This is a genomic window from Streptomyces sp. AMJ-169, assembly GCF_055597585.1.
Window position 1 is genome coordinate 513,454 of record NZ_JBVLTJ010000004.1, and the last position, 17,195, is coordinate 530,648.

Annotated in this window: 15 protein-coding genes; 3 read left to right on the plus strand and 12 right to left on the minus strand. The window is 72.4% G+C overall.

Features of this window, described 5'->3' with window-relative positions:
• Window positions 1-4: 4 nt before the first annotated feature.
• Window positions 5-754 carry an SDR family NAD(P)-dependent oxidoreductase gene (locus ACYUD3_RS12875; RefSeq protein ID WP_470968242.1) on the minus strand — a complete coding sequence of 250 codons (750 nt, stop codon included), beginning with the start codon at window positions 752-754 and terminating at the stop codon, window positions 5-7.
• Window positions 751-2,076, minus strand: a complete 1,326-nt coding sequence (locus tag ACYUD3_RS12880) for an L-fuconate dehydratase (RefSeq protein WP_470968244.1) — start codon at window positions 2,074-2,076, stop codon at window positions 751-753. The genes ACYUD3_RS12875 and ACYUD3_RS12880 overlap by 4 nt, the downstream gene beginning before the upstream one ends.
• A gap of 189 nt (window positions 2,077-2,265) precedes the next feature.
• Between ACYUD3_RS12880 and ACYUD3_RS12885 the strand changes: the two genes are divergently transcribed.
• Entirely contained in the window at window positions 2,266-2,991 is a 726-nt protein-coding gene (locus tag ACYUD3_RS12885; RefSeq protein ID WP_470968247.1) for a FadR/GntR family transcriptional regulator, read from the plus strand.
• Window positions 2,992-3,047: 56 nt separating this feature from the next.
• On the opposite strand, the gene ACYUD3_RS12890 is transcribed toward ACYUD3_RS12885, so the two are convergent.
• Both ACYUD3_RS12890 and ACYUD3_RS12895 read right to left on the minus strand, forming a co-directional pair.
• Complete coding sequence (locus ACYUD3_RS12890; RefSeq protein WP_470968250.1) at window positions 3,048-4,589, minus strand: alpha-L-fucosidase; 1,542 nt, start codon at window positions 4,587-4,589, stop codon at window positions 3,048-3,050.
• Between the two features lie 30 nt (window positions 4,590-4,619).
• On the minus strand, window positions 4,620-6,491 hold the full coding sequence (locus ACYUD3_RS12895; RefSeq protein WP_470968252.1) for a family 20 glycosylhydrolase: 1,872 nt from the start codon (window positions 6,489-6,491) through the stop codon (window positions 4,620-4,622).
• Window positions 6,492-6,696: 205 nt separating this feature from the next.
• Here ACYUD3_RS12895 and ACYUD3_RS12900 point away from each other — a divergent pair, with 205 nt between their 5' ends.
• Window positions 6,697-8,040 carry an amidase gene (locus ACYUD3_RS12900; RefSeq protein ID WP_470968255.1) on the plus strand — a complete coding sequence of 448 codons (1,344 nt, stop codon included), beginning with the start codon at window positions 6,697-6,699 and terminating at the stop codon, window positions 8,038-8,040.
• A 51-nt stretch (window positions 8,041-8,091) separates the two neighbouring features.
• Here ACYUD3_RS12900 and ACYUD3_RS12905 read toward each other — a convergent pair whose 3' ends face one another.
• From ACYUD3_RS12905 to ACYUD3_RS12915, 3 genes are all read right to left on the minus strand, one after another.
• Complete coding sequence (locus ACYUD3_RS12905) at window positions 8,092-9,258, minus strand: GDSL-type esterase/lipase family protein (RefSeq protein ID WP_470968258.1); 1,167 nt, start codon at window positions 9,256-9,258, stop codon at window positions 8,092-8,094.
• Window positions 9,255-9,833 (minus strand): TetR/AcrR family transcriptional regulator, encoded by a 579-nt coding sequence (locus ACYUD3_RS12910; protein ID WP_470968260.1) that lies wholly within the window; start codon window positions 9,831-9,833, stop codon window positions 9,255-9,257. The genes ACYUD3_RS12905 and ACYUD3_RS12910 overlap by 4 nt, the downstream gene beginning before the upstream one ends.
• Before the next feature lie 65 nt (window positions 9,834-9,898).
• On the minus strand, window positions 9,899-10,072 hold the full coding sequence (locus ACYUD3_RS12915) for a hypothetical protein (protein ID WP_470968263.1): 174 nt from the start codon (window positions 10,070-10,072) through the stop codon (window positions 9,899-9,901).
• 364 nt (window positions 10,073-10,436) lie between these two features.
• Between ACYUD3_RS12915 and ACYUD3_RS12920 the strand changes: the two genes are divergently transcribed.
• A complete protein-coding gene (locus ACYUD3_RS12920; RefSeq protein ID WP_470968265.1) occupies window positions 10,437-10,874 on the plus strand; it encodes a hypothetical protein in 438 nt (145 codons plus the stop codon).
• 10 nt (window positions 10,875-10,884) lie between these two features.
• On the opposite strand, the gene ACYUD3_RS12925 is transcribed toward ACYUD3_RS12920, so the two are convergent.
• From ACYUD3_RS12925 to ACYUD3_RS12945, 5 genes are all read right to left on the minus strand, one after another.
• Window positions 10,885-12,363, minus strand: a complete 1,479-nt coding sequence (locus ACYUD3_RS12925; protein ID WP_470968268.1) for an SDR family NAD(P)-dependent oxidoreductase — start codon at window positions 12,361-12,363, stop codon at window positions 10,885-10,887.
• A gap of 63 nt (window positions 12,364-12,426) precedes the next feature.
• On the minus strand, window positions 12,427-13,776 hold the full coding sequence (locus ACYUD3_RS12930) for a wax ester/triacylglycerol synthase family O-acyltransferase (RefSeq protein ID WP_470968270.1): 1,350 nt from the start codon (window positions 13,774-13,776) through the stop codon (window positions 12,427-12,429).
• Window positions 13,777-13,935: 159 nt separating this feature from the next.
• On the minus strand, window positions 13,936-15,156 hold the full coding sequence (glgC, locus tag ACYUD3_RS12935) for a glucose-1-phosphate adenylyltransferase (RefSeq protein WP_470968273.1): 1,221 nt from the start codon (window positions 15,154-15,156) through the stop codon (window positions 13,936-13,938).
• 52 nt (window positions 15,157-15,208) lie between these two features.
• On the minus strand, window positions 15,209-16,360 hold the full coding sequence (gene glgA, locus ACYUD3_RS12940) for a glycogen synthase (RefSeq protein WP_470968522.1): 1,152 nt from the start codon (window positions 16,358-16,360) through the stop codon (window positions 15,209-15,211).
• A gap of 38 nt (window positions 16,361-16,398) precedes the next feature.
• A complete protein-coding gene (locus tag ACYUD3_RS12945) occupies window positions 16,399-17,106 on the minus strand; it encodes a (2Fe-2S)-binding protein (RefSeq protein ID WP_470968275.1) in 708 nt (235 codons plus the stop codon).
• Between the last annotated feature and the right edge of the window lie 89 nt (window positions 17,107-17,195).

Here is a 17,195-nt window from a genome sequence, read left to right on the forward strand (position 1 = left end):
GCGTTCACTGGCCCACCGGCCGCAGCCGCAGCCCCTGCATCCCGCCGTCCACCGCGAGCGAGGTCCCGGTGGTCGCCCCGGACAGCGGGCTCGCCAAGTAGGCGATGGCGGTGGCGACTTCGGCCGGGCTGACGAGCCGGCCGCTGGGCTGGCGGGCCTCCAGGGCCGCGCGTTCGGCGGCCGGGTCGGCGGCCGAGTCCAGCAGGCGGCCGACCCAAGGGGTGTCCGCCGTACCGGGGTTGACGCAGTTCACGCGGACGCCCTCGCGGAGGTGGTCGGCGGCCATCGCCAACGTCAGTGAAAGGACCGCCCCTTTGGTCGCGGAGTACAGGGCGCGCTGCGGAAGGCCTGCCGTCGCGGCAATGGAGCAGGTGTTGACGATCGCCGCGTGCCCGGACTCCCGCAGGTGCGGCAGCGCGGCGCGGGTCACGCGGACCATGCCGACGACGTTGACGTCCCAGACGCGGTGCCACTCGGTGTCGTCGTTGGACTCGACGGTGCCCTGGGCGCCGATGCCGGCGTTGTTGACCAGGATGTCGAGGCCGCCGAGGTCGGCGACGGCCGCCGCGACCGCCGTACGGACGGAGGCGTCGTCCGAGACGTCCGCCCGGTAGCCCAGTTTCCCGACCGCCGACGGGTCGAGGTCGAGGACGGCGACCCGTGCGCCGCGCTCGGCGAGGAGTTCGGCGGTCGCGCGGCCGATCCCCGACGCGCCGCCCGTGACCAGCGCCGTCAGACCCTCGAAGTCGTTCATACAGCCTCCCCGGTGCCCAGGTCCGCCGCCCAGAAGTCGCCGTCGGGGAAGCGGTACCGCGTCAACGTGTCCGGCCTCATCGCGGCGGAGAAGCCCGGCGCGACAGGTGCCGTGTAGTGACCTTCCCTGATCACCACCGGATCAAGGAAGTGGTCGTGCAGATGATCGACGTATTCGATGACCCGGTCCTCGGTGGTGCCGGTCAGCGCGACGTAGTCGAACATCGACAGGTGCTGGACGAGTTCGCACAGGCCGACGCCGCCCGCGTGCGGGCAGACGGGTACGCCGGACTCGGCGGCCAGCAGCAGGATCGCCAGGTTCTCGTTGACGCCGCCGACGCGGGCCGCGTCCAGCTGGAGGACGTCCAGCGAGCCGGCCTGGAGGAGCTGCTTGAAAACGATCCGGTTCTGGACGTGCTCGCCGGTCGCGACCTTCACCGGGGCGACGCCCCTGCGGACGGCGGCGTGGCCGAGGATGTCGTCGGGGCTGGTGGGCTCCTCGATCCAGTACAGGCCGAACTCGGCGAGGGCGTTCGTCCAGCGGATCGCCTCGGCGACGTCCCAGCGCTGGTTGGCGTCGACGGCGAGCCGGATGTCGGGTCCGACCACTTCGCGGGCGACCCGGCAGCGCCGTACGTCCTCGTCGAGGTCGGCGCCGACCTTCAGCTTGATCTGCGTGAACCCGTCCGCGACCGCCTGCGCGGCGAGCCGCGCCAGCTTCTCGTCGTCGTACCCGAGCCAGCCGGCGGACGTGGTGTACGCCGGGTAACCCCGCTCCAGCAGCAGCTTGCGGCGCTCCCCCGCGCCCTCCTTGCCCCGGCGCAGCAGCTCCAGGGCGCGCTCGGGGGTGAGGGCGTCGGTGAGGTAGCGGAAGTCGATCTGGGAGACCAGCCACTCCGGTTCGGCGTCGGCGAGGAACTGCCACAGGGGCTTGTCCGCGCGTTTGGCGGCGAGGTCCCAGACGGCGTTGACGACGGCGCCGATCGCCATGTGCATCACGCCCTTCTCCGGTCCCAGCCACCGGAGTTGGCTGTCGCCGATCAGGGCTCTGCTGACGATTCCGGGGTCCGCGCAGATCTCCTCGACGTCGCGGCCGAGGAGGTGCGGGCGCAGGGCCTCGATCGCGGCGACCTGTACCTCGTTGCCCCGGCCGATGGTGAAGGTGAAGCCGTGCCCCTCGTGGCCGTCCCCGGCGTCGGTGCTCAGGACGACGTACGCGGCCGAGTAGTCCGGGTCCGGGTTCATCGCGTCGGAGCCGTCCAGCTCCCGGGAGGTGGGGAAGCGGATGTCGTGGGTGGCGACGGCGGTGATGCGTGAGGTCACGGGGCCTCTCTCGGTCGGCGGGCGGGGCGGGCTTCGGGGGGTGCTTCGGGGGGGGTACTCCCCGCATATTTATCAGACCACTTCGCTTCCGGAACACCCCTTGAAGGGGCTTGGTCCGGATTTCTCGCTGAATTGGTCCGACCACATCCATGGCTAGACTTCCCGGGACCAGTACGCGGAAGGACGACGGTGGACGAGACGGGGACGGACGCGGGGGCCCGGCGGGAGGCGCCGCGCGGCTCGGTGACGCAGCGCGCCATCGAGCGGATCAAGGCGATGATCACGGAGGGGGTCCTGGAGCCGGGGCAGCGGCTGCCGACCGAACGGGATCTCGCGGCGCAGCTCGGCATGTCCCGCAGCTCGATGCGCGAGGCGATCCGCGCGCTGACCGTCCTCGGCGTCCTGGAGGCCCGGCACGGCTCGGGCATCTACGTCACCGCGCTCGACGCCGGTGATCTGCTGGAGACGTTCGGCGTCGTCGCCGACCTCTCGCGCGGGCCGCGGCTCGTCGAACTCCTCGAGGTGCGGCGGGTGTTGGAGTCCACGGCGACGGCGCTGGCGGCGGCCCGCATCACGCCGGGGCAACTGGCCGTCGTCGAGGAGCACTTGGCGGCGATGAACGGCACCGACGATCCCGAGGTCGTGCTCGCGCATGACCTCGCCTTCCACCGGGCGATCGCGGAGGCCGCCGGCAACGAGACGATGGCGGCGATCCTGGAGGGCCTGTCGTCGCGGACGTTCCGCGCGCGGGTATGGCGCGGCTACGCGGAGGAGGGCGCGTTCGCCCGGACTCGCCGCGAACACACGGCGATCCATAGGGCATTGGTGGCGCGAGACCCGGAGGCGGCACGGACGGCTGCGGCGGCGCATGTGGGGGAGGTGGAGGAGTGGTTGCGGGCGCAGTTGGATGAGTGAGCCCGCCCCTGCCGCAGCAGCGGGGTTCGGCAGGGAAAGGGGCGTCCGCACACCCCTCACACCCGCGACCGGTACAACCCGAACCGCCCCAGCCGGACCGCCCCCCGTGCCCCCGTCACCCGCACCCGCCACCCCCGCGCCCGTACCGGTGCCGTCAGGCGCAGGATCCGGCTCGCGCCGATCGTTCCGCCGGCCGCGACCCGCGTCCAGGCTCCCCCGCGCAGCGCCTCCACCACGAACGCCTCGACCTGCTGCCCCTCCCTGATGTCCTCCGCGAGCCACAGCCGGTCCACCTCGGTCTCGGCGGTCAACTCGACGGTGATCCGGCCTGGTTCGGCGGTCGTACGTCCCTCCAGGCCCAGGTCGTGGGGGAGTTCGGACTCGATCCGCTCGCGGAACTCGCGCAGCCGGGTCACGTCGGAGGCGGGCAGCAGGCCTGCGGTGTCGGGCGGAACGTTGAGGAGGAGGACGGAGTTGCGGCCGACGGAGCCGAAGTAGATCTCGGTCAACTCGTCGACGGACTTGGGCTGTTGCTCCGGGTGGTAGAACCAGCCGTCGCGAATGGAGACGTCGCACTCGGCGGGCCACCACTGGAGGTACGCGGTGTTGGGGAGCGCACTGACGAGAGCCGCGCGGCTGCCTTCGTCGGGGGTGTCGTAGGAGAGGGCCCAGTCGGTGCGGCCGTACTGGTTCTCCTTGACCGGGACGACACTCCACTCGTCCTCACGGGCGGTGCCGCCCTCGTTGCCGACCCAGCGGACATCGGGCCCGGTGACGGCGATCGCGGCGCCGGGGGCGAGTTCACGGACGAGGGCGTACCAGCTGTCCCAGTCGTAGCGCTCGACCTTGTCGGCGGGAATGTGCCCCTGGGCGCCGTCGAACCAGACCTCGTCGACGGGACCGTACTCGGTGAGGACCTCGTAGAGGGTGTTCAGCATGTGAGCGCCGTAGTCGGTGGCGGCCAACTCCCAGGTGCGGGAGGGGGTTCGGGGGTCGCCGGGGAGGAGGGTCGGGATCGTACGGGCGGTGCGGGCGCTGCCGTTGGCGTAGACACCGTGGAGGTACTGGTTCTCGTCGGCGGGCGAGAGATAGACGCCGACTTTGATGCCGTTGCGGCGCATGGAGTCGGCGAAGGAGCGCAGGACGTCACCCCGGCCGGAACGCCAACTGCTCGACGCCACCGAGTGGTTGGTGTAGCGGGTGGGGTAGAGGACGAAGCCGTCGTGGTGCTTGACGGTGAGGATGGCTAGCTTGAAGCCGCCGTCCTTGAGGGCGCGGGCCCACTGGTCGGTGTCGAGCCCGGCCGGCTGGAAGACGTCCGGGTCCTCGTCGCCGGTGCCCCACTCCAGGCCGGTGAAGGTGTTCACACCGAAGTGCAGGAAGGCGGTCCGCTCCAGCGCCTGCCAGGCGATCTGCCGTTCCGTGGGCCGGACTTGGGCGGCTTTGCGGACGAGGTCGGCGGCGGTGTCGGTGGGGGCGACGGGGACACGGGAGAGGTCCGCGCGCGGGCGGGGCGGGGCGGCGAGGGCGGGCGCGGGCAGTTCGCTCGCGGCGAGCGCCACGGCCGAGGCGACGAACAGACGGCGGGAGACGGGCATTTGGGGACTGCTCCTCACGGGTCTCGGGTGTCAGGTCAATTCCCAGACGGTCGGCGGCTGTTGATCCGGCGGATACTGTGCGAGCCCCCCGTCGGCGGTCGCGTCCGCCGCCATCCGCGTGATCGCGTTGACGAGCCGGTACCCCCCGGACACCGGCTGCAACTCCCAGCGCTGCACGGTGCTTTGCGCGTCACAGCCGGCCCGGCTCAGCGCAACTCCCGGCTGGAGCGGCGTATTGAGCGTCAGCTTCCCGCCCCGCACGTCCAGACACCCGTCGGCGGCCCGCAGCGTGACGTACCCGTCCGGGGTGCGCGCCAGCGCGTAAGTGCCGTACGGCTGCCCTGCCGTGCGCAGGGTGTACGTGCCGTCCGGGAGGGGCACCCGGGTCAGGTCCCGTCGGCCAGGCGCATGGCCGACCGCCGTGCCGCGTGCCGTGAACGCCGTGTACGTCGGGTCGGGGTGCGGGTCGCCCCAGGTCGCCTGGGCCAAGTGCCGCAGCGCGGGCCAGAGTTCGGCGGCCACCTCGTTCTCGGTCTCGCCGCGCCCGTTGTCGGGCCAGAGGCTGACCTTGGCGCCGGTGACGCCCTTGCTGGAGGCCACCTTCTCGCCCTCGAAGCTGCGCGGGTCCCAACTCTGGCCGTACAGGCCCGCGGTGTCGCTGTGGAAGCCGCCGCGGACGAGGTAGAGGGAGTAGGCCGCGTTCATCAACGGGTAGCCCTGGGCGAGGAGTTGGCTCGGCTTCACTGACACGTCCAGCCAGTGCTCGACCGTCGTGCCGGGGGTGACCGGGACGGTGTTCGCGCCGGTGAGGCCGTCGTTCCAGATGCGCAGCTGCTTGCCCTTGGCCGCCGCGTACGCCTGGACGCGGTTGACGAAGTCGACGAACGCGTCCTGCGGGGTCGCGGCCGAACCGTACTTGTCCTGGGCGTACTTGAGCATCTGCGGGTACTTCGCGAAGTCGGAGCCGAGCATGTACTCGTCGGCGCCCATGTGCCAGGCGGGGGCGGTGAATACCTGGGCGTACTCGTCGATGAGGCTCGTGTAGTAGGTGAACGCGGCCTGCTGGGTGACGTCGAGGCGGGCGGGCTGCTTGTTGCCGTCGGAGTCGGTGAGTTGCAGATCGGGGCGGTTCTCGATCCAAGGGTCCATGTGGCCCGGGGAGTTGACCTCCGGGATGATCTCGACGTGGTACTTCGCGCCGAGCGCGACCAGGGCGCGGATCTCGTCCTTGGTGTAGTAGCCCCAGGTATTGGCCTCGGGGTGGGCGTCACTCCTCACCTTCAGCTCCAGCAGGAGCTGGTTGAGCTTGTGGTAGCTCATCTCGCGGACCAGGTTCTCCAGCCAGGGCAGCGAGATGTGGATGTAGCAGGCGCAGACGCCGATCCCGCGTTCCGGATAGCGGGGCACGTCGACCGTGCGCCCGCCGGGTATCCGGTCGCCCTGGGCGAGGAGCTGGAGGAGGGTGCGGGTGCCGTGGAAGGCGCCGGTCTCGGTCGCGCCGGTGATCAACAGGCGGGCGCCGGACCGGAGTTCGTACCCTTCGGCGCCGAGGGCGGTCCGGCCGGGGGCGACGTCGATGACGATGTCGCCGGGGCGCGCTCCCCCGCCGACGACGGGGACGGTGCCGTGTCCGGCCGCTCTCAGGTCCTCGGCGAGGGTGGCGGCGACCTTGCGTTCGACGGGGTCGGCGGCGATCAGGCGGGTGCCGGGGGCGTAGGCGTAACTCCCGTTCTCCGGCGTCCAGTTGGTGAGTGACGGGACGGTGAGCGGGCCCTCCCCTGCGACCGGCGGGCTCTCCTGTACACCCGGTGCGGCCGCCGGACGAGCGGAGGCCGCAGGCACGGAGACCACCCCCGCGCACAGCAGCAGACCCGCGACCACCCCGGCCAGACGTGCCTTCATCCACAGACCCCTGTCTGAAGACCCTCAAGTCATCGGATGTCTTGAAGGATCGGCCCGGGTCGGATGGCTGTCAATGGGGCCTGGGCATGGAGAAGTTGACCAAGTGATCGGAGGAGCGTGGGTGGCGGGATCACCACCCTCGACGCACCCTCCGGGCCCGGTGCAGACTGCGTACTTTCCGGTAACCGCACCCCCGAGGAGCCCCGTGACCACCTGGGCAGGCCGTACCGCAGCCGAGATCGCCGACGCCGTGCGCGAGAAGCGGGTCACTCCCCGGGAGGTGGTCGCGGAGCACCTGGCCCGGATAGAGCGGCTGGACGGGCGGATAGGCGCGTTCCGCAGGGTGCGCGCGGAGGCGGCGCTGGCGGAGGCGCACGAGCTGGCGGCCCGCGACGATCTGGCCCAACTCCCGCTGGCGGGCGTGCCGGTGGCCGTCAAGGACAACGTGGCGGTGCGCGGCGAGTCGACGCGCCTGGGCTCGGCGGCGACCCCGGTCACCCCGGCCGAGAAGGACCACGTCGTGGTGGCCCGGCTGCGGGCGGCGGGCGCGGTCGTGGTGGGCCTGACCAACGTGCCCGAGCTGTGCGTGTTCGGCACCACCGAGGGGGTGCACGGGACTTCGCGCAATCCGTGGGACCCGGCGCGGCAGGCGGGCGGCTCCTCCGGGGGCAGCGCGGCGGCGGTCGCGGCGGGGATGGTGCCGGTCGCGCTGGGCAACGACGGGATGGGCTCGCTGCGGATACCGGCCGCCAACTGCGGTCTGGTCACCATCAAGCCGGGCCACGGCCTGGTCCCGGCCGGTATCGGCGACGGCGACTGGTTCGGCATGTCCGAGAACGGCCCGCTGGCGACGACGGTCACCGACGCCCGCCTGATGCTGTCGGTCCTGGCCGGCGCGGAGGTCGAACGGCCGGACGTCCAGGGCCCGTTGCGCATCGCCGCGTCGGTGCGCTGCCCGGTCCCCGGCGGCGCCGTCAGCGCCCCTTTCGTCACCGCGACCCGCGAGGCCGCCCGCACCCTGACCGGCGCGGGCCACCGCGTCCGGCGCGCCGACCCGCCGTACCCGCTGTCGCTGGCGCGGACCTCGCTGACGCACTGGACGGCCGGCACGGCGGTCGACGCCCGCCTGCTGGACAAGCGGCTGCTGACCCGGCGGACCCGGGTGCACGCGGCGGTCGGCCGGCGCTTCCTCGGCTCGGTCCGCGACAGCCCGGCCCGCGCCGAACTGCGGGCGGCGCTGGAGCCGTTCTTCACCGAGTACGACGTGCTGCTGACCCCGGCGCTGGCCCGGCGGGCGCCGAAGGCGGCGGCGTGGCACGAGCGGGGCTGGCTGCGCAACGTGCTCGCGAACTCCACCTACTCGCCTATGACGCCGCCTTGGAATCTGACGGGCTGGCCGGCGATGGCCGTGCCGTTCGGCACGCATCCGTCAGGGGTGCCGACGTCCGTGCAGCTGGTGGGGCGGCCGGGGTCGGAGGGTCAACTGCTGCGGCTGGCAGAGCAGTTGGAGGAGCTGCACCCCTGGCCCCGGACGGCGCCGCTCAGCTGACGCCGGTCCGGCCGGACGCCTCAGAGCGCCTGCCCGGTTCGGCCGGACACCTCAGGGCGCCAGCAACCCCCCATCGCCGAACGCCAGTTTCGCGAACCGCTCCCCCATCCGCCGGTGCGTCGCCGTGTCCGGATGCAGATCGTCCGGCAACGGCAGCTCCTCGGCGTCCTGGGGCCCGTACAGCTCAAGCCCGTCGAGGTACCTCAAGTGCGGGTCCTCGGCGGCGCGTTGCTCGAACACCCGGGTCAGCTCCTCGCGGATCGTGACCAGCGTGAGCCTGCCGCTCGCGACCTCCGCCGGGTCGCCGACGGCGGTGAACTTCAGCCTGCCCGCGGCGAGTTCGTCGAGGTTGATCGCACCGGGGCCCGGGGTGTCCTCCTGGATCGGGCACAGGATCGGGGAGACCAGCAGCAGCGGGGTGTCGGGGTGGCCGTCGCGGATGGTGTCGAGGAAGCCGTGGACGGCCGGGCCGAGCGCGCGCATCCGCATCACGTCGCCGTTGACGAGGTTGATGCCGATCTTCACGCTGATCAGGTCGGCGGGCGTGTCCCGCATCGCGCGGGCGGTGAAGGGGTCGAGCAGCGCGTTGCCGCCGAACCCGAGGTTGATCAGCTCGACCCCGCCGAGCGCGGCGGCGACGGCCGGCCAGATCGCCGTGGGGCTCGCCGCGTCGGTGCCGTGGCTGATCGAACTCCCGTGGTGCAGCCAGGTCTTGCGGCCGGGGTCGGCCGCGGGTTCGACGGGGGCGTCGGTGCGCAGGGCGATCAGCTCGGCCGTCTCGTTGTGCGGGAGCCAGATCTCGACGTTCTTCGACTCGGCGGACAGGCCCGTGAATTGGACGGTTCCGGGTTCGCCGCGGTGGAGTTCGGCGGAGCCGGTCGCCATGTCGAGGGAGAGCATGTGGCCGCCGCTCGCGGACGCCTGGGCGCTCAACTCGCCGTCTATCAGGAGGTCGTAGAGCGCGGGCGGGCGGTGCAGGGTCGGGTAGGAGCGCTTGGTGGGCAGGACGTCGAGGACCAGTTCCGTGGCCCGGGTGCGGAAGGCGAGGCGGACGCCGGAGGGCTGGACCTCCATCGCGGCGAGGTGCGGCGAGCTGTTCTGGGCGCGGGCGCGCGGGGGCAACCGGTGCGGGAGGACGCCGAGTTCGGTGGTCTCCAGGTCGAGGGCGCCGCGCAGCAGGGCGGAGGTGATCGGGGTGGTGTGGGTGGTCACGGTCAACTCTCATCTGTCGTGGGCCAGTTGCGCAGCAGCGTGTCGAGGCCGTCGAGGACGCGGGTCCAGCTCTCGTCCGGTCCTGGCGCGCTGTGGTCGAATCCGCCGGCCGCCTCCAGGTCGGCGTAGCCGTGGAAGACGCTGCCCAAGAGGCGTACGGCGTGGGTCTGTTCGGGCTCGGGGAGGTCGTAGCCGCGCAGGATGGCGCGGGTCATCCGGGAGTGCCGTACGCCCGCGCTGCGCAGGGCCGTCTCGGGGTCGAGGCGGTGGCGGGCGGCGCGGTAGCGGCCGGGGTGGGTGCGGGCGTAGTCGCGGTAGGCGTGCGCGAAGGCGGTGAGGGCGTCCTTGCCGGAGCGGCCCGCGAGGGCGTCGGCGGCGCTGTCGGCCAGTTCCTCCAGGGCGAGCAGGGCGATGCCCGTCTTCAGGTCCTCGGAGTTCTTGACGTGCGCGTAGAGGCTCGCGACCTTCACGTCGAAGCGGCGGGCCAGTGCGGAGAGGGTCACCTGCTCGAAGCCGGCCTCGTCGGCGAGGTCGGCGCCCGCGCGGATGAGGCGCTGGGGGGTGAGTCCTGCGCGGGCCATGAGCCGGTATCCCTTCAGTTGCCTGAAGGGATTATGGGGTTACCTAAAGGCTTTAGGCAACTGCCTCAGTCCACGCTGGGCAGGATGTGCGGTTCGGCGAGGTCGTCCTCGTAGCCCGCGAGGCGGATCGGGGCCGACCGGGCCCACACGTCGAGACTGCCCAGCTCGCCGGCCTTGCGGCCGGGACGCTCCGGCTGTTCCTGGGGGCGCTGCTCGCGATTCGTCTTCTCCGGTGTCACCGCGCACTCCTTATGTGTCGGGTCACCCTCGGGGCGGGCCGATCACTCTACGGACCGGCACTCAAAGCCCCCTCAGGCCTTGCTCAAGGCGGTTCGGGCGCCCGCTGTACTGCTGTCAGCCGCCCTCAGGTTAACCAAATGAGCACACCCCCGCTCGATAGCGCTGAAAATTTGGGGTAACTATGGCAAGTCACCGGGATGTCCCCCCTTGTCAGTTGACACCCGCGACCGACTTGTCGCCCCCGCGCTTCACCCGTTCGGCGGACCCCCGCCGGGCCGGTCAGTTCAGTTCCCGTTGGTCCGGGCGCAAGGTCCTCATGCTCTGCTGCCTGGTGCACGGGCTGACGCGCGAGAGGACCGAGGCATGGAGCTGCGGAGCGTCGAGGAGCTGATGGACCTGCTGTACGCCTGCCGGGGCGTGCCCGGGCCGGGCACGACCGCCGATCTGCACGATCACGCCCTGCGCACGGCGGCCCTGCTGCGCCGCAGCCGCCCCGCCGACAAAGAACTCCAGCTCACCGGCCTGGTCCAGCCCGTGGGCCACCTCCTGTGCCCCACCGACCCGGCGACCCGCCCGACCCGCACGGCCGCAGCGGTGGCCCCCCTGCTGGGCCCCCGCGTAGCCGCCCTCCTGCACGCCCACCCCTGGCCCACAGGCCTCACCGACGACGACCTGACCCGCCTCCACCAGGCCGCCGAGGAGGCGACGACGTCCGACTTCGACGCGGGCGTCCTGGAAGACTGGCGCACCGTCCTCCACCTCGTGGCGAACCGCAACTCGGCGCTGGGGGCGGTGGATTGAGCCCGGGCGCCTACCACTTACCGGGCGCGTAATCCTTCAAGAACACCCCATACACATCCTCACCGGCCTCGCCCCGTACGACCGGGTCGTACACCCGGGCCGCCCCGTCGACCAGGTCCAGCGGTGCGTGGAAGCCCGCCTCCGCGAGCCTCAGCTTGTCGTAGTGGGGCCGTTCGTCGGTGATCCAGCCGGTGTCCACGGACGTCATCAGGATGCCGTCGGCGGTGAACATCTCCTCCGCGCTGGTCCGCGTCACCATGTTCATCGCGGCCTTGGCGGCGTTGGTGTTGGGGTGTCCGGCGCCCTTGTAGCCGCGCCCGAACACCCCTTCCATGGCGGACACGTTGACGACGTACGCCCGCCCGCTGGCCGCCGCCCGCGCCGCCGCCGCCATGGCCGGCCGCAGCTTGCTGATCAGGATGAACGGCGCGGTGTAGTTGCAGAGTTGGGTCTCGAGGAGCTCGATCGGGGAGATCTGGTCGATGGACTGGACCCACGTGTTGGTGTCCACGACGTCCGGCACGAGCCCGCCCGCGTCGATGGCGGTCCCGTCGAGATGCCGGGCCACGCTCGCGTTCCCGGCGACGAGGGCGAGATCGGCGACCTGCTGCGCGTCGATCCCGGAGGACCCGAGCGGCAGCGCGGCGAGCCCGTCGACGGCGCCGGACCCGAACGCCCCGATGACGTGGTGGGAGGGCAGCTCCCCGGCGGGCAGCGGCGCCGACTCCCCGTCCACGAGGGCCGCGTACGCCGAGGGCAGCCGGCGGACCGTCTGGGTCGCGTTGTTGATGAGGACGTCGAGCGGCCCGGCGGCGCTGACCTGGTCGGCGAGGGCGACGGCCTGCGCGGGGTCGCGCAGGTCGACGCCGACGACCTCCAGGCGGTGGATCCAGTCCCCGGAGTCGTCCATGGCCTTGAAGCGGCGGATGGCGTCCTTGGGGAACCGGGTCGTGATCGTCGTGTGGGCGCCGTCGCGCAGCAGCCGCAGCGCGATGTACATGCCGATCTTGGCGCGCCCGCCGGTGAGGAGGGCGCGCTTGCCGGTGAGGTCCGCGCGGACGTCGCGCTTGGCGCGGTTGAGGGCGGCGCAGTCCTGGCAGAGCTGGTGGTAGAAGTAGTCGACCTCGGTGTAGCGGCTCTTGCAGGTGTAGCAGGAGCGCGGGCGCTGGAGGACCCCGGCGATCCTCCCCTCCTCGGTGACGGAGGAGGGCAGCAGCCCTTCGGTCTCGTCGTCGATGCGCTGGGCGGAGCCGGTGGCGGTGGCCTCGGTGACGGCCTTGTCGTGGGCGGTCTTGGAGGCCCGGCGCTCCTGGCGGCGGCGCTGCTTGACCGTGCGGTAGATGCCGGCGGTGGCGCGCCGTACGGTGATCGCGTCGGGGTGGTCGACGTCGAGCTTGTCGAGTTCGTCCAGCACGCCGAGGCAGACGGCCAGCCGCTCGGGGTCGATACCGGGGCCGTACGAGATCTCGCCGTCCTCTGTCACCGTCATCGCGCTGTAGTCCTCGGCTCACCGTGCGGTGCGCCCGTCGCACCCGCTGTCGAACGGGTGATTCTACGGAGCCCCGCGCCGCTCCTCCAAACCCGCGGCGGTCGCCGTGACCAGCGTCTCCACCTCGGCGCCCAGCGCGGCGGCGAGCCGGTCGAGGTCGGGTACCGCCTCGGCGTCGGCGACGAGCCCGGCGTGCACGCGCCCCCGGTAGGTGGACAGGGCGACGGCGAGGGACTGGCCGCGGGCGAGCGGGGCGTAGGGGTAGACCTCGACGGCCTGGTGCCCGCCGAGCCGCAGGCCCATCCCGGCGAGCGGGACGCTGGTGACGAGCAGGTCGAACCAGAGCCGCGCCGCCTGCCCGGCGAGCGGTCCGCCGAGCCGGTGCCCGAGCGCGGGCACATGGTCGGCGAGCAGCGCGACGGCCCCCGCCCCGCGCCCGGGCCCGGCGTCCTTGTTGCGCCCCATGGCGGTGCGGACGGCGGTCAGCCGGGCCAGCGGATCGGGTTCGTGCACGGGCAGCCGCAGCAGGTACCCGGAGAGCCGGTTGCCCTGCGGCCGGTCGGTGCGCGGCCGGCGCTGGGAGACCGGCACGAGGGCGCGCGGTGTGACGTCGCTCGGATCCCCGCGCTCGTCGAGCCAGCGCCGCAGCGCGCCGGCGACGACGGCGATGAGGACGTCGTTGACGGTGCCGCCGACGGCTTTGCGGACCCGGTGGACGTCGTCGATGTCGATGACGGCGCCCGCCGTGCGCCGGGTGCCGGTGGGGGCGGCGCGCAGGGCGGTGCTGGAGCGGGTGGCGAGGGTGGAGACGGCGACGGAGGCGCCGATGTCGAGGGCGCGCCCGGTGCCGGTGAGGGCGCGGCCGGGGAAGGCGAGGGCGGCGCGCAGCGGACCGGGCAGCAGGTGGCGCTCGGGCGGGCGTTCGGGGCGGGCGCGGCGGGGCGGGAGGTCCATCGGGTCGAGGACGGCGGCGGCGAGCGTGAGGGCGCGCAGTCCGTCGGCGAGGGCGTGGTGGAACTTGAACAGGACGGCGAACGTGACGCCGTCCTCGCCGGGCAGGACGTGCGCCTCCCAGGGGGGCCGGCCGCGTTCCAGGGGGCGTTGCATGAGGCGTCCGGCCTCGGTCTGGAAGTCGGCGGTGGGGGCGTGCAGCACGATGTGGTGGAGGGGGTCGAAGCCGGGGTCGGGCTCGCGGGCGGCGGCGCCGAAGGCGAGCGGGTGCCAGACGTCGCGGATGCGCATGCGCAGTCCGGGGACGCCGGCCGCGCGGGCGGCGAGGAGGTCGGCGGCGTGGGCGCCGGCGGTGGGCGAGTGGGCGGTGAAGACACCGAGGGCGCCCAGGTGCATGGGGTGTCCGGCGGAGTCGATGTTCCAGAACGCCAGGTCGAGTGGTGCGAGCAGTTCGGCGGTCAAAGGCTTGCCTCGCGTCGACGACGGGGGGTGCGGGGGGCGTCAGAAGTGAAACGCGTCCCGTCGATTACGGTCAAGTACGATCAAGCTACGCTCAGTTAACAACGGATTAAGTCGCCACCGGCGTAACAGCCGCCACCGCACCCACTCGGCCCACCCGGTTCAGCCGACGATCTGTCCCTTCCCGAGCGCGATCACCCCGCCCTCGGACACCGAGTACAGCTCCTCGTCCCGCTCCGGATTGACCCCGACCGTCGCCCCCGGCGGCACCTCGACGTTCTTGTCGAGCACCGCCCCGCGCACCACCGCACCCCGCCCGACGTGCACGTTGTCATGCAGCACCGACCCCTGGACGACCGCCCCGGGGTCGATCACCACCCCCGGCGACAGCACCGACCGGGTGACCTGCCCCCGGATCAGGCACCCCGCGCTGATGATCGACTCGCTCGCCATGCCGCTCGCGCTGAACCGGGCCGGGGAGAGCTGGCCCGAGTGGGTGTAGACCGGCCAGCTCCGGTTGAACAGGTTGAACGCGGGCCGCTCGGCGATGAGGTCCATGTGGGCGGCGTAGTAGGCGTCCAGCGTGCCGACGTCGCGCCAGTAGCCCCGGTCGCGGCTGGTCTCGCCGGGCACGTGGTTCTGGCTGAAGTCGTACAGCTGGGCCTCGCCGCGCGCGGTCAGCTGGGGCAGGATCGAGCCACCCATGTCGTGCACCGAGTGCTCGTCCTCGGCGTCCCGTTGCAGCGCCTCGACGAGGGTCTTGGTCGTGAACAGGTAGTTACCCATCGACGCGAAGACGGTGTCCGGGTCGTCGGGAAGACCCGGCGGGTCGGCCGGTTTCTCCAGGAACTCGGTGACCGTCTGCCCGTCGCCGCCCGGGGTGATCACCCCGAACGACGGCGACTGCGCGCGCGGGACGCGGATGCCGGCGACGGTGACGCCCGCGCCGCCCTCGATGTGCTGGGCGAGCATCTGGCGCGGGTCCATCCGGTAGACGTGGTCGGCGCCGAACACCGCGACGTACTCGGGCCGTTCGTCGTTGACGAGGTTCAGCGACTGAAGCAGCGCGTCGGCGCTGCCGAGGTACCAGCGCGGGCCGAGCCGCTGCTGGGCGGGGACGGGGGTGACGTAGTTGCCGAGCAGGCTCGACATCCGCCAGGTGGTGGTGATGTGCCGGTCCAGCGAGTGCGACTTGTACTGCGTCAGCACGCAGATGCGCAGGATGTCGGCGTTGACGAGGTTCGACAGGACGAAGTCCACGAGCCGGTAGGTCCCGCCGAAGGTCACCGCCGGTTTCGCCCGGTCCGCGGTCAGCGGCATCAGGCGTTTCCCCTCGCCGCCCGCCAGTACGATCCCCAGCACCGAAGGCCCTCCACGACGCATAGCCGCTCCCCTCACCCTTGGGTTCCCCTTGACTGCCCTGCGGCAAGGCGCCTCAACCCTGCTTCAGGACCTCCTCGTAGAGCGCGACAGTGCGCCGGGCCACCGCGTCCCACCCGAACTCCGTGACGGCCCGCGCCCGCCCGGCCGCCCCCATCCGCCGGGCCCCCTCGGGATCGGCCAGCACGGCGTCGATCGCCGCGGCGAGCCCCGCCTCGAACTCGGCGTCCATATCGACGAGTTGCCCGGTGACCCCGTCCACGACGACCTCCGGGATGCCCCCCACCCGCGACGCCACGACCGGCGTCCCGCACGCCATCGCCTCCAAGTTGACGATGCCCAGCGGCTCGTACACCGACGGGCACACGAACACGGCCGCGTGTGTGAGGAGTTGGATCACCTCGGGGCGCGGCAGCATCTTCGGGATCCAGTGCACCCCGCCGCGCACCCGGCTCAACTCCTCGTGCAGCTCCCGGAATTCACGGTCGATCTCCGGGGTGTCCGGCGCGCCCGCGCACAGCACGACCTGCGCGCGCGGGTCGATGTCCCGTACGGCGCGCAGGAGTTGGGGGACGCCCTTCTGCCGGGTGATGCGGCCGACGAACAGCACGTAGGGCCGCTCCGGGTCAACTCCCGCGCGCAGCAAGGCTTCTGTGCCGTGGTCCGGCCGGTACAGCCCGGTGTCGATGCCGTTGTGGACGACGTGCACGCGCGCCGGGTCGAGGGCGGGGTAGCAGCCGAGGATGTCCTCACGCATGGCCCCGGACACCGCGATCACCGCGTCGGCCGCCTCCACCGCCGTGCGCTCCGCCCACCCCGACAGGGCGTATCCGCCGCCGAGTTGCTCCGCCTTCCAGGGCCGCAGCGGCTCCAGCGAGTGCGCGGTCACCACGTGCGGGACCCCGTACAGCAGCTTCGCGAGATGCCCGCCCAGGTTGGCGTACCAGGTGTGCGAGTGGACCAGGTCCCGCCCTTCGAGGCCGGCGGCCATCGCGAGATCGACGGAGAAGGTGCGCAGCGCCTCGTTGGCCCCGTCGAGCACGGCCCAGGGGCGGTGGCGTACGACGCCGTCGGCACGGCCCTCGCCCCAGCAGTGCGTGTCGAGGTCGACGAGGTGTCTCAGCTCGCGGGCCAGGAACTCGACGTGGACGCCCGCGCCGCCGTACACGTCCGGCGGGTACTCCCGGGTCAGCAGTCCCACCTTCACCGACAACCCCCCGCGTTCGACGGTCAGTTCCCTCATGGTCACTCAGACGGGGCGTGCGGGGAAGAGCGCGGGACGCGGTCCAGGCAGCAGTCGCCGCACAGGCCGCCGCCGGGGATCCGGTAGTACAGGCAGCAGCTGCGGCGGCGGAACGGGGGGCCGTCGAAGGTGCCGGCCAGCCGGGGGTCGGCGAGGAGTCCGGCGGCGAGCGCGGCGGCCTCGCCCTGGCCGGCGTGGATCAGCTGGCGGGCGCTGCCGGCGAGGGCGGAGGCGGCGTTGCCGCGCAGCAGGGCCTCGGGGAGCCGGTAGCGGGCGCGCAGGGCGGCGGCGAGCGGGTCGAGGTGGCCGGTGAGGACCTGCTCGGCGAGGGCGGCCGGGGGCAGCGGGCGCACCTCGGGGAGCCAGAGGTCGTCGGGGGCGCTCGCGTCGGCGTTCCAGCGCAGGCCGGAGAGGTCGGGGACGGCGTCGTACACGGCCGCGCAGGCCAGGGCGGTCGACCAGAGGCGGGCGGCCAGGCCCAGGTGGGCGATCGAGGCCGCCACGCGGTCCTCGGGGGCGCCGGTGCTCAGCGCTACTTTCCGGACACGGAAAATCAGCGGATTCCCGTAAACCTCCTCGGCGCCGCTTTCCGTCGCCGCCGCATATGCCCTGGTCAGGGTCGGCAACGGGGTGGGCGGGTCTCCGGCCGCGCGTAGGACGGAGAAGCCGCCGAGGGGGCGGAGGGCGGCGAGATCGGGGTCGAGGTCCACGAGAGGCAGTAGTACCAAGAAACACCGTGGCCGCGGAGCGCCCCGTCCGCCTCAGGTACACCAGCCCAGGGGTGGAGATCGGACGTTCT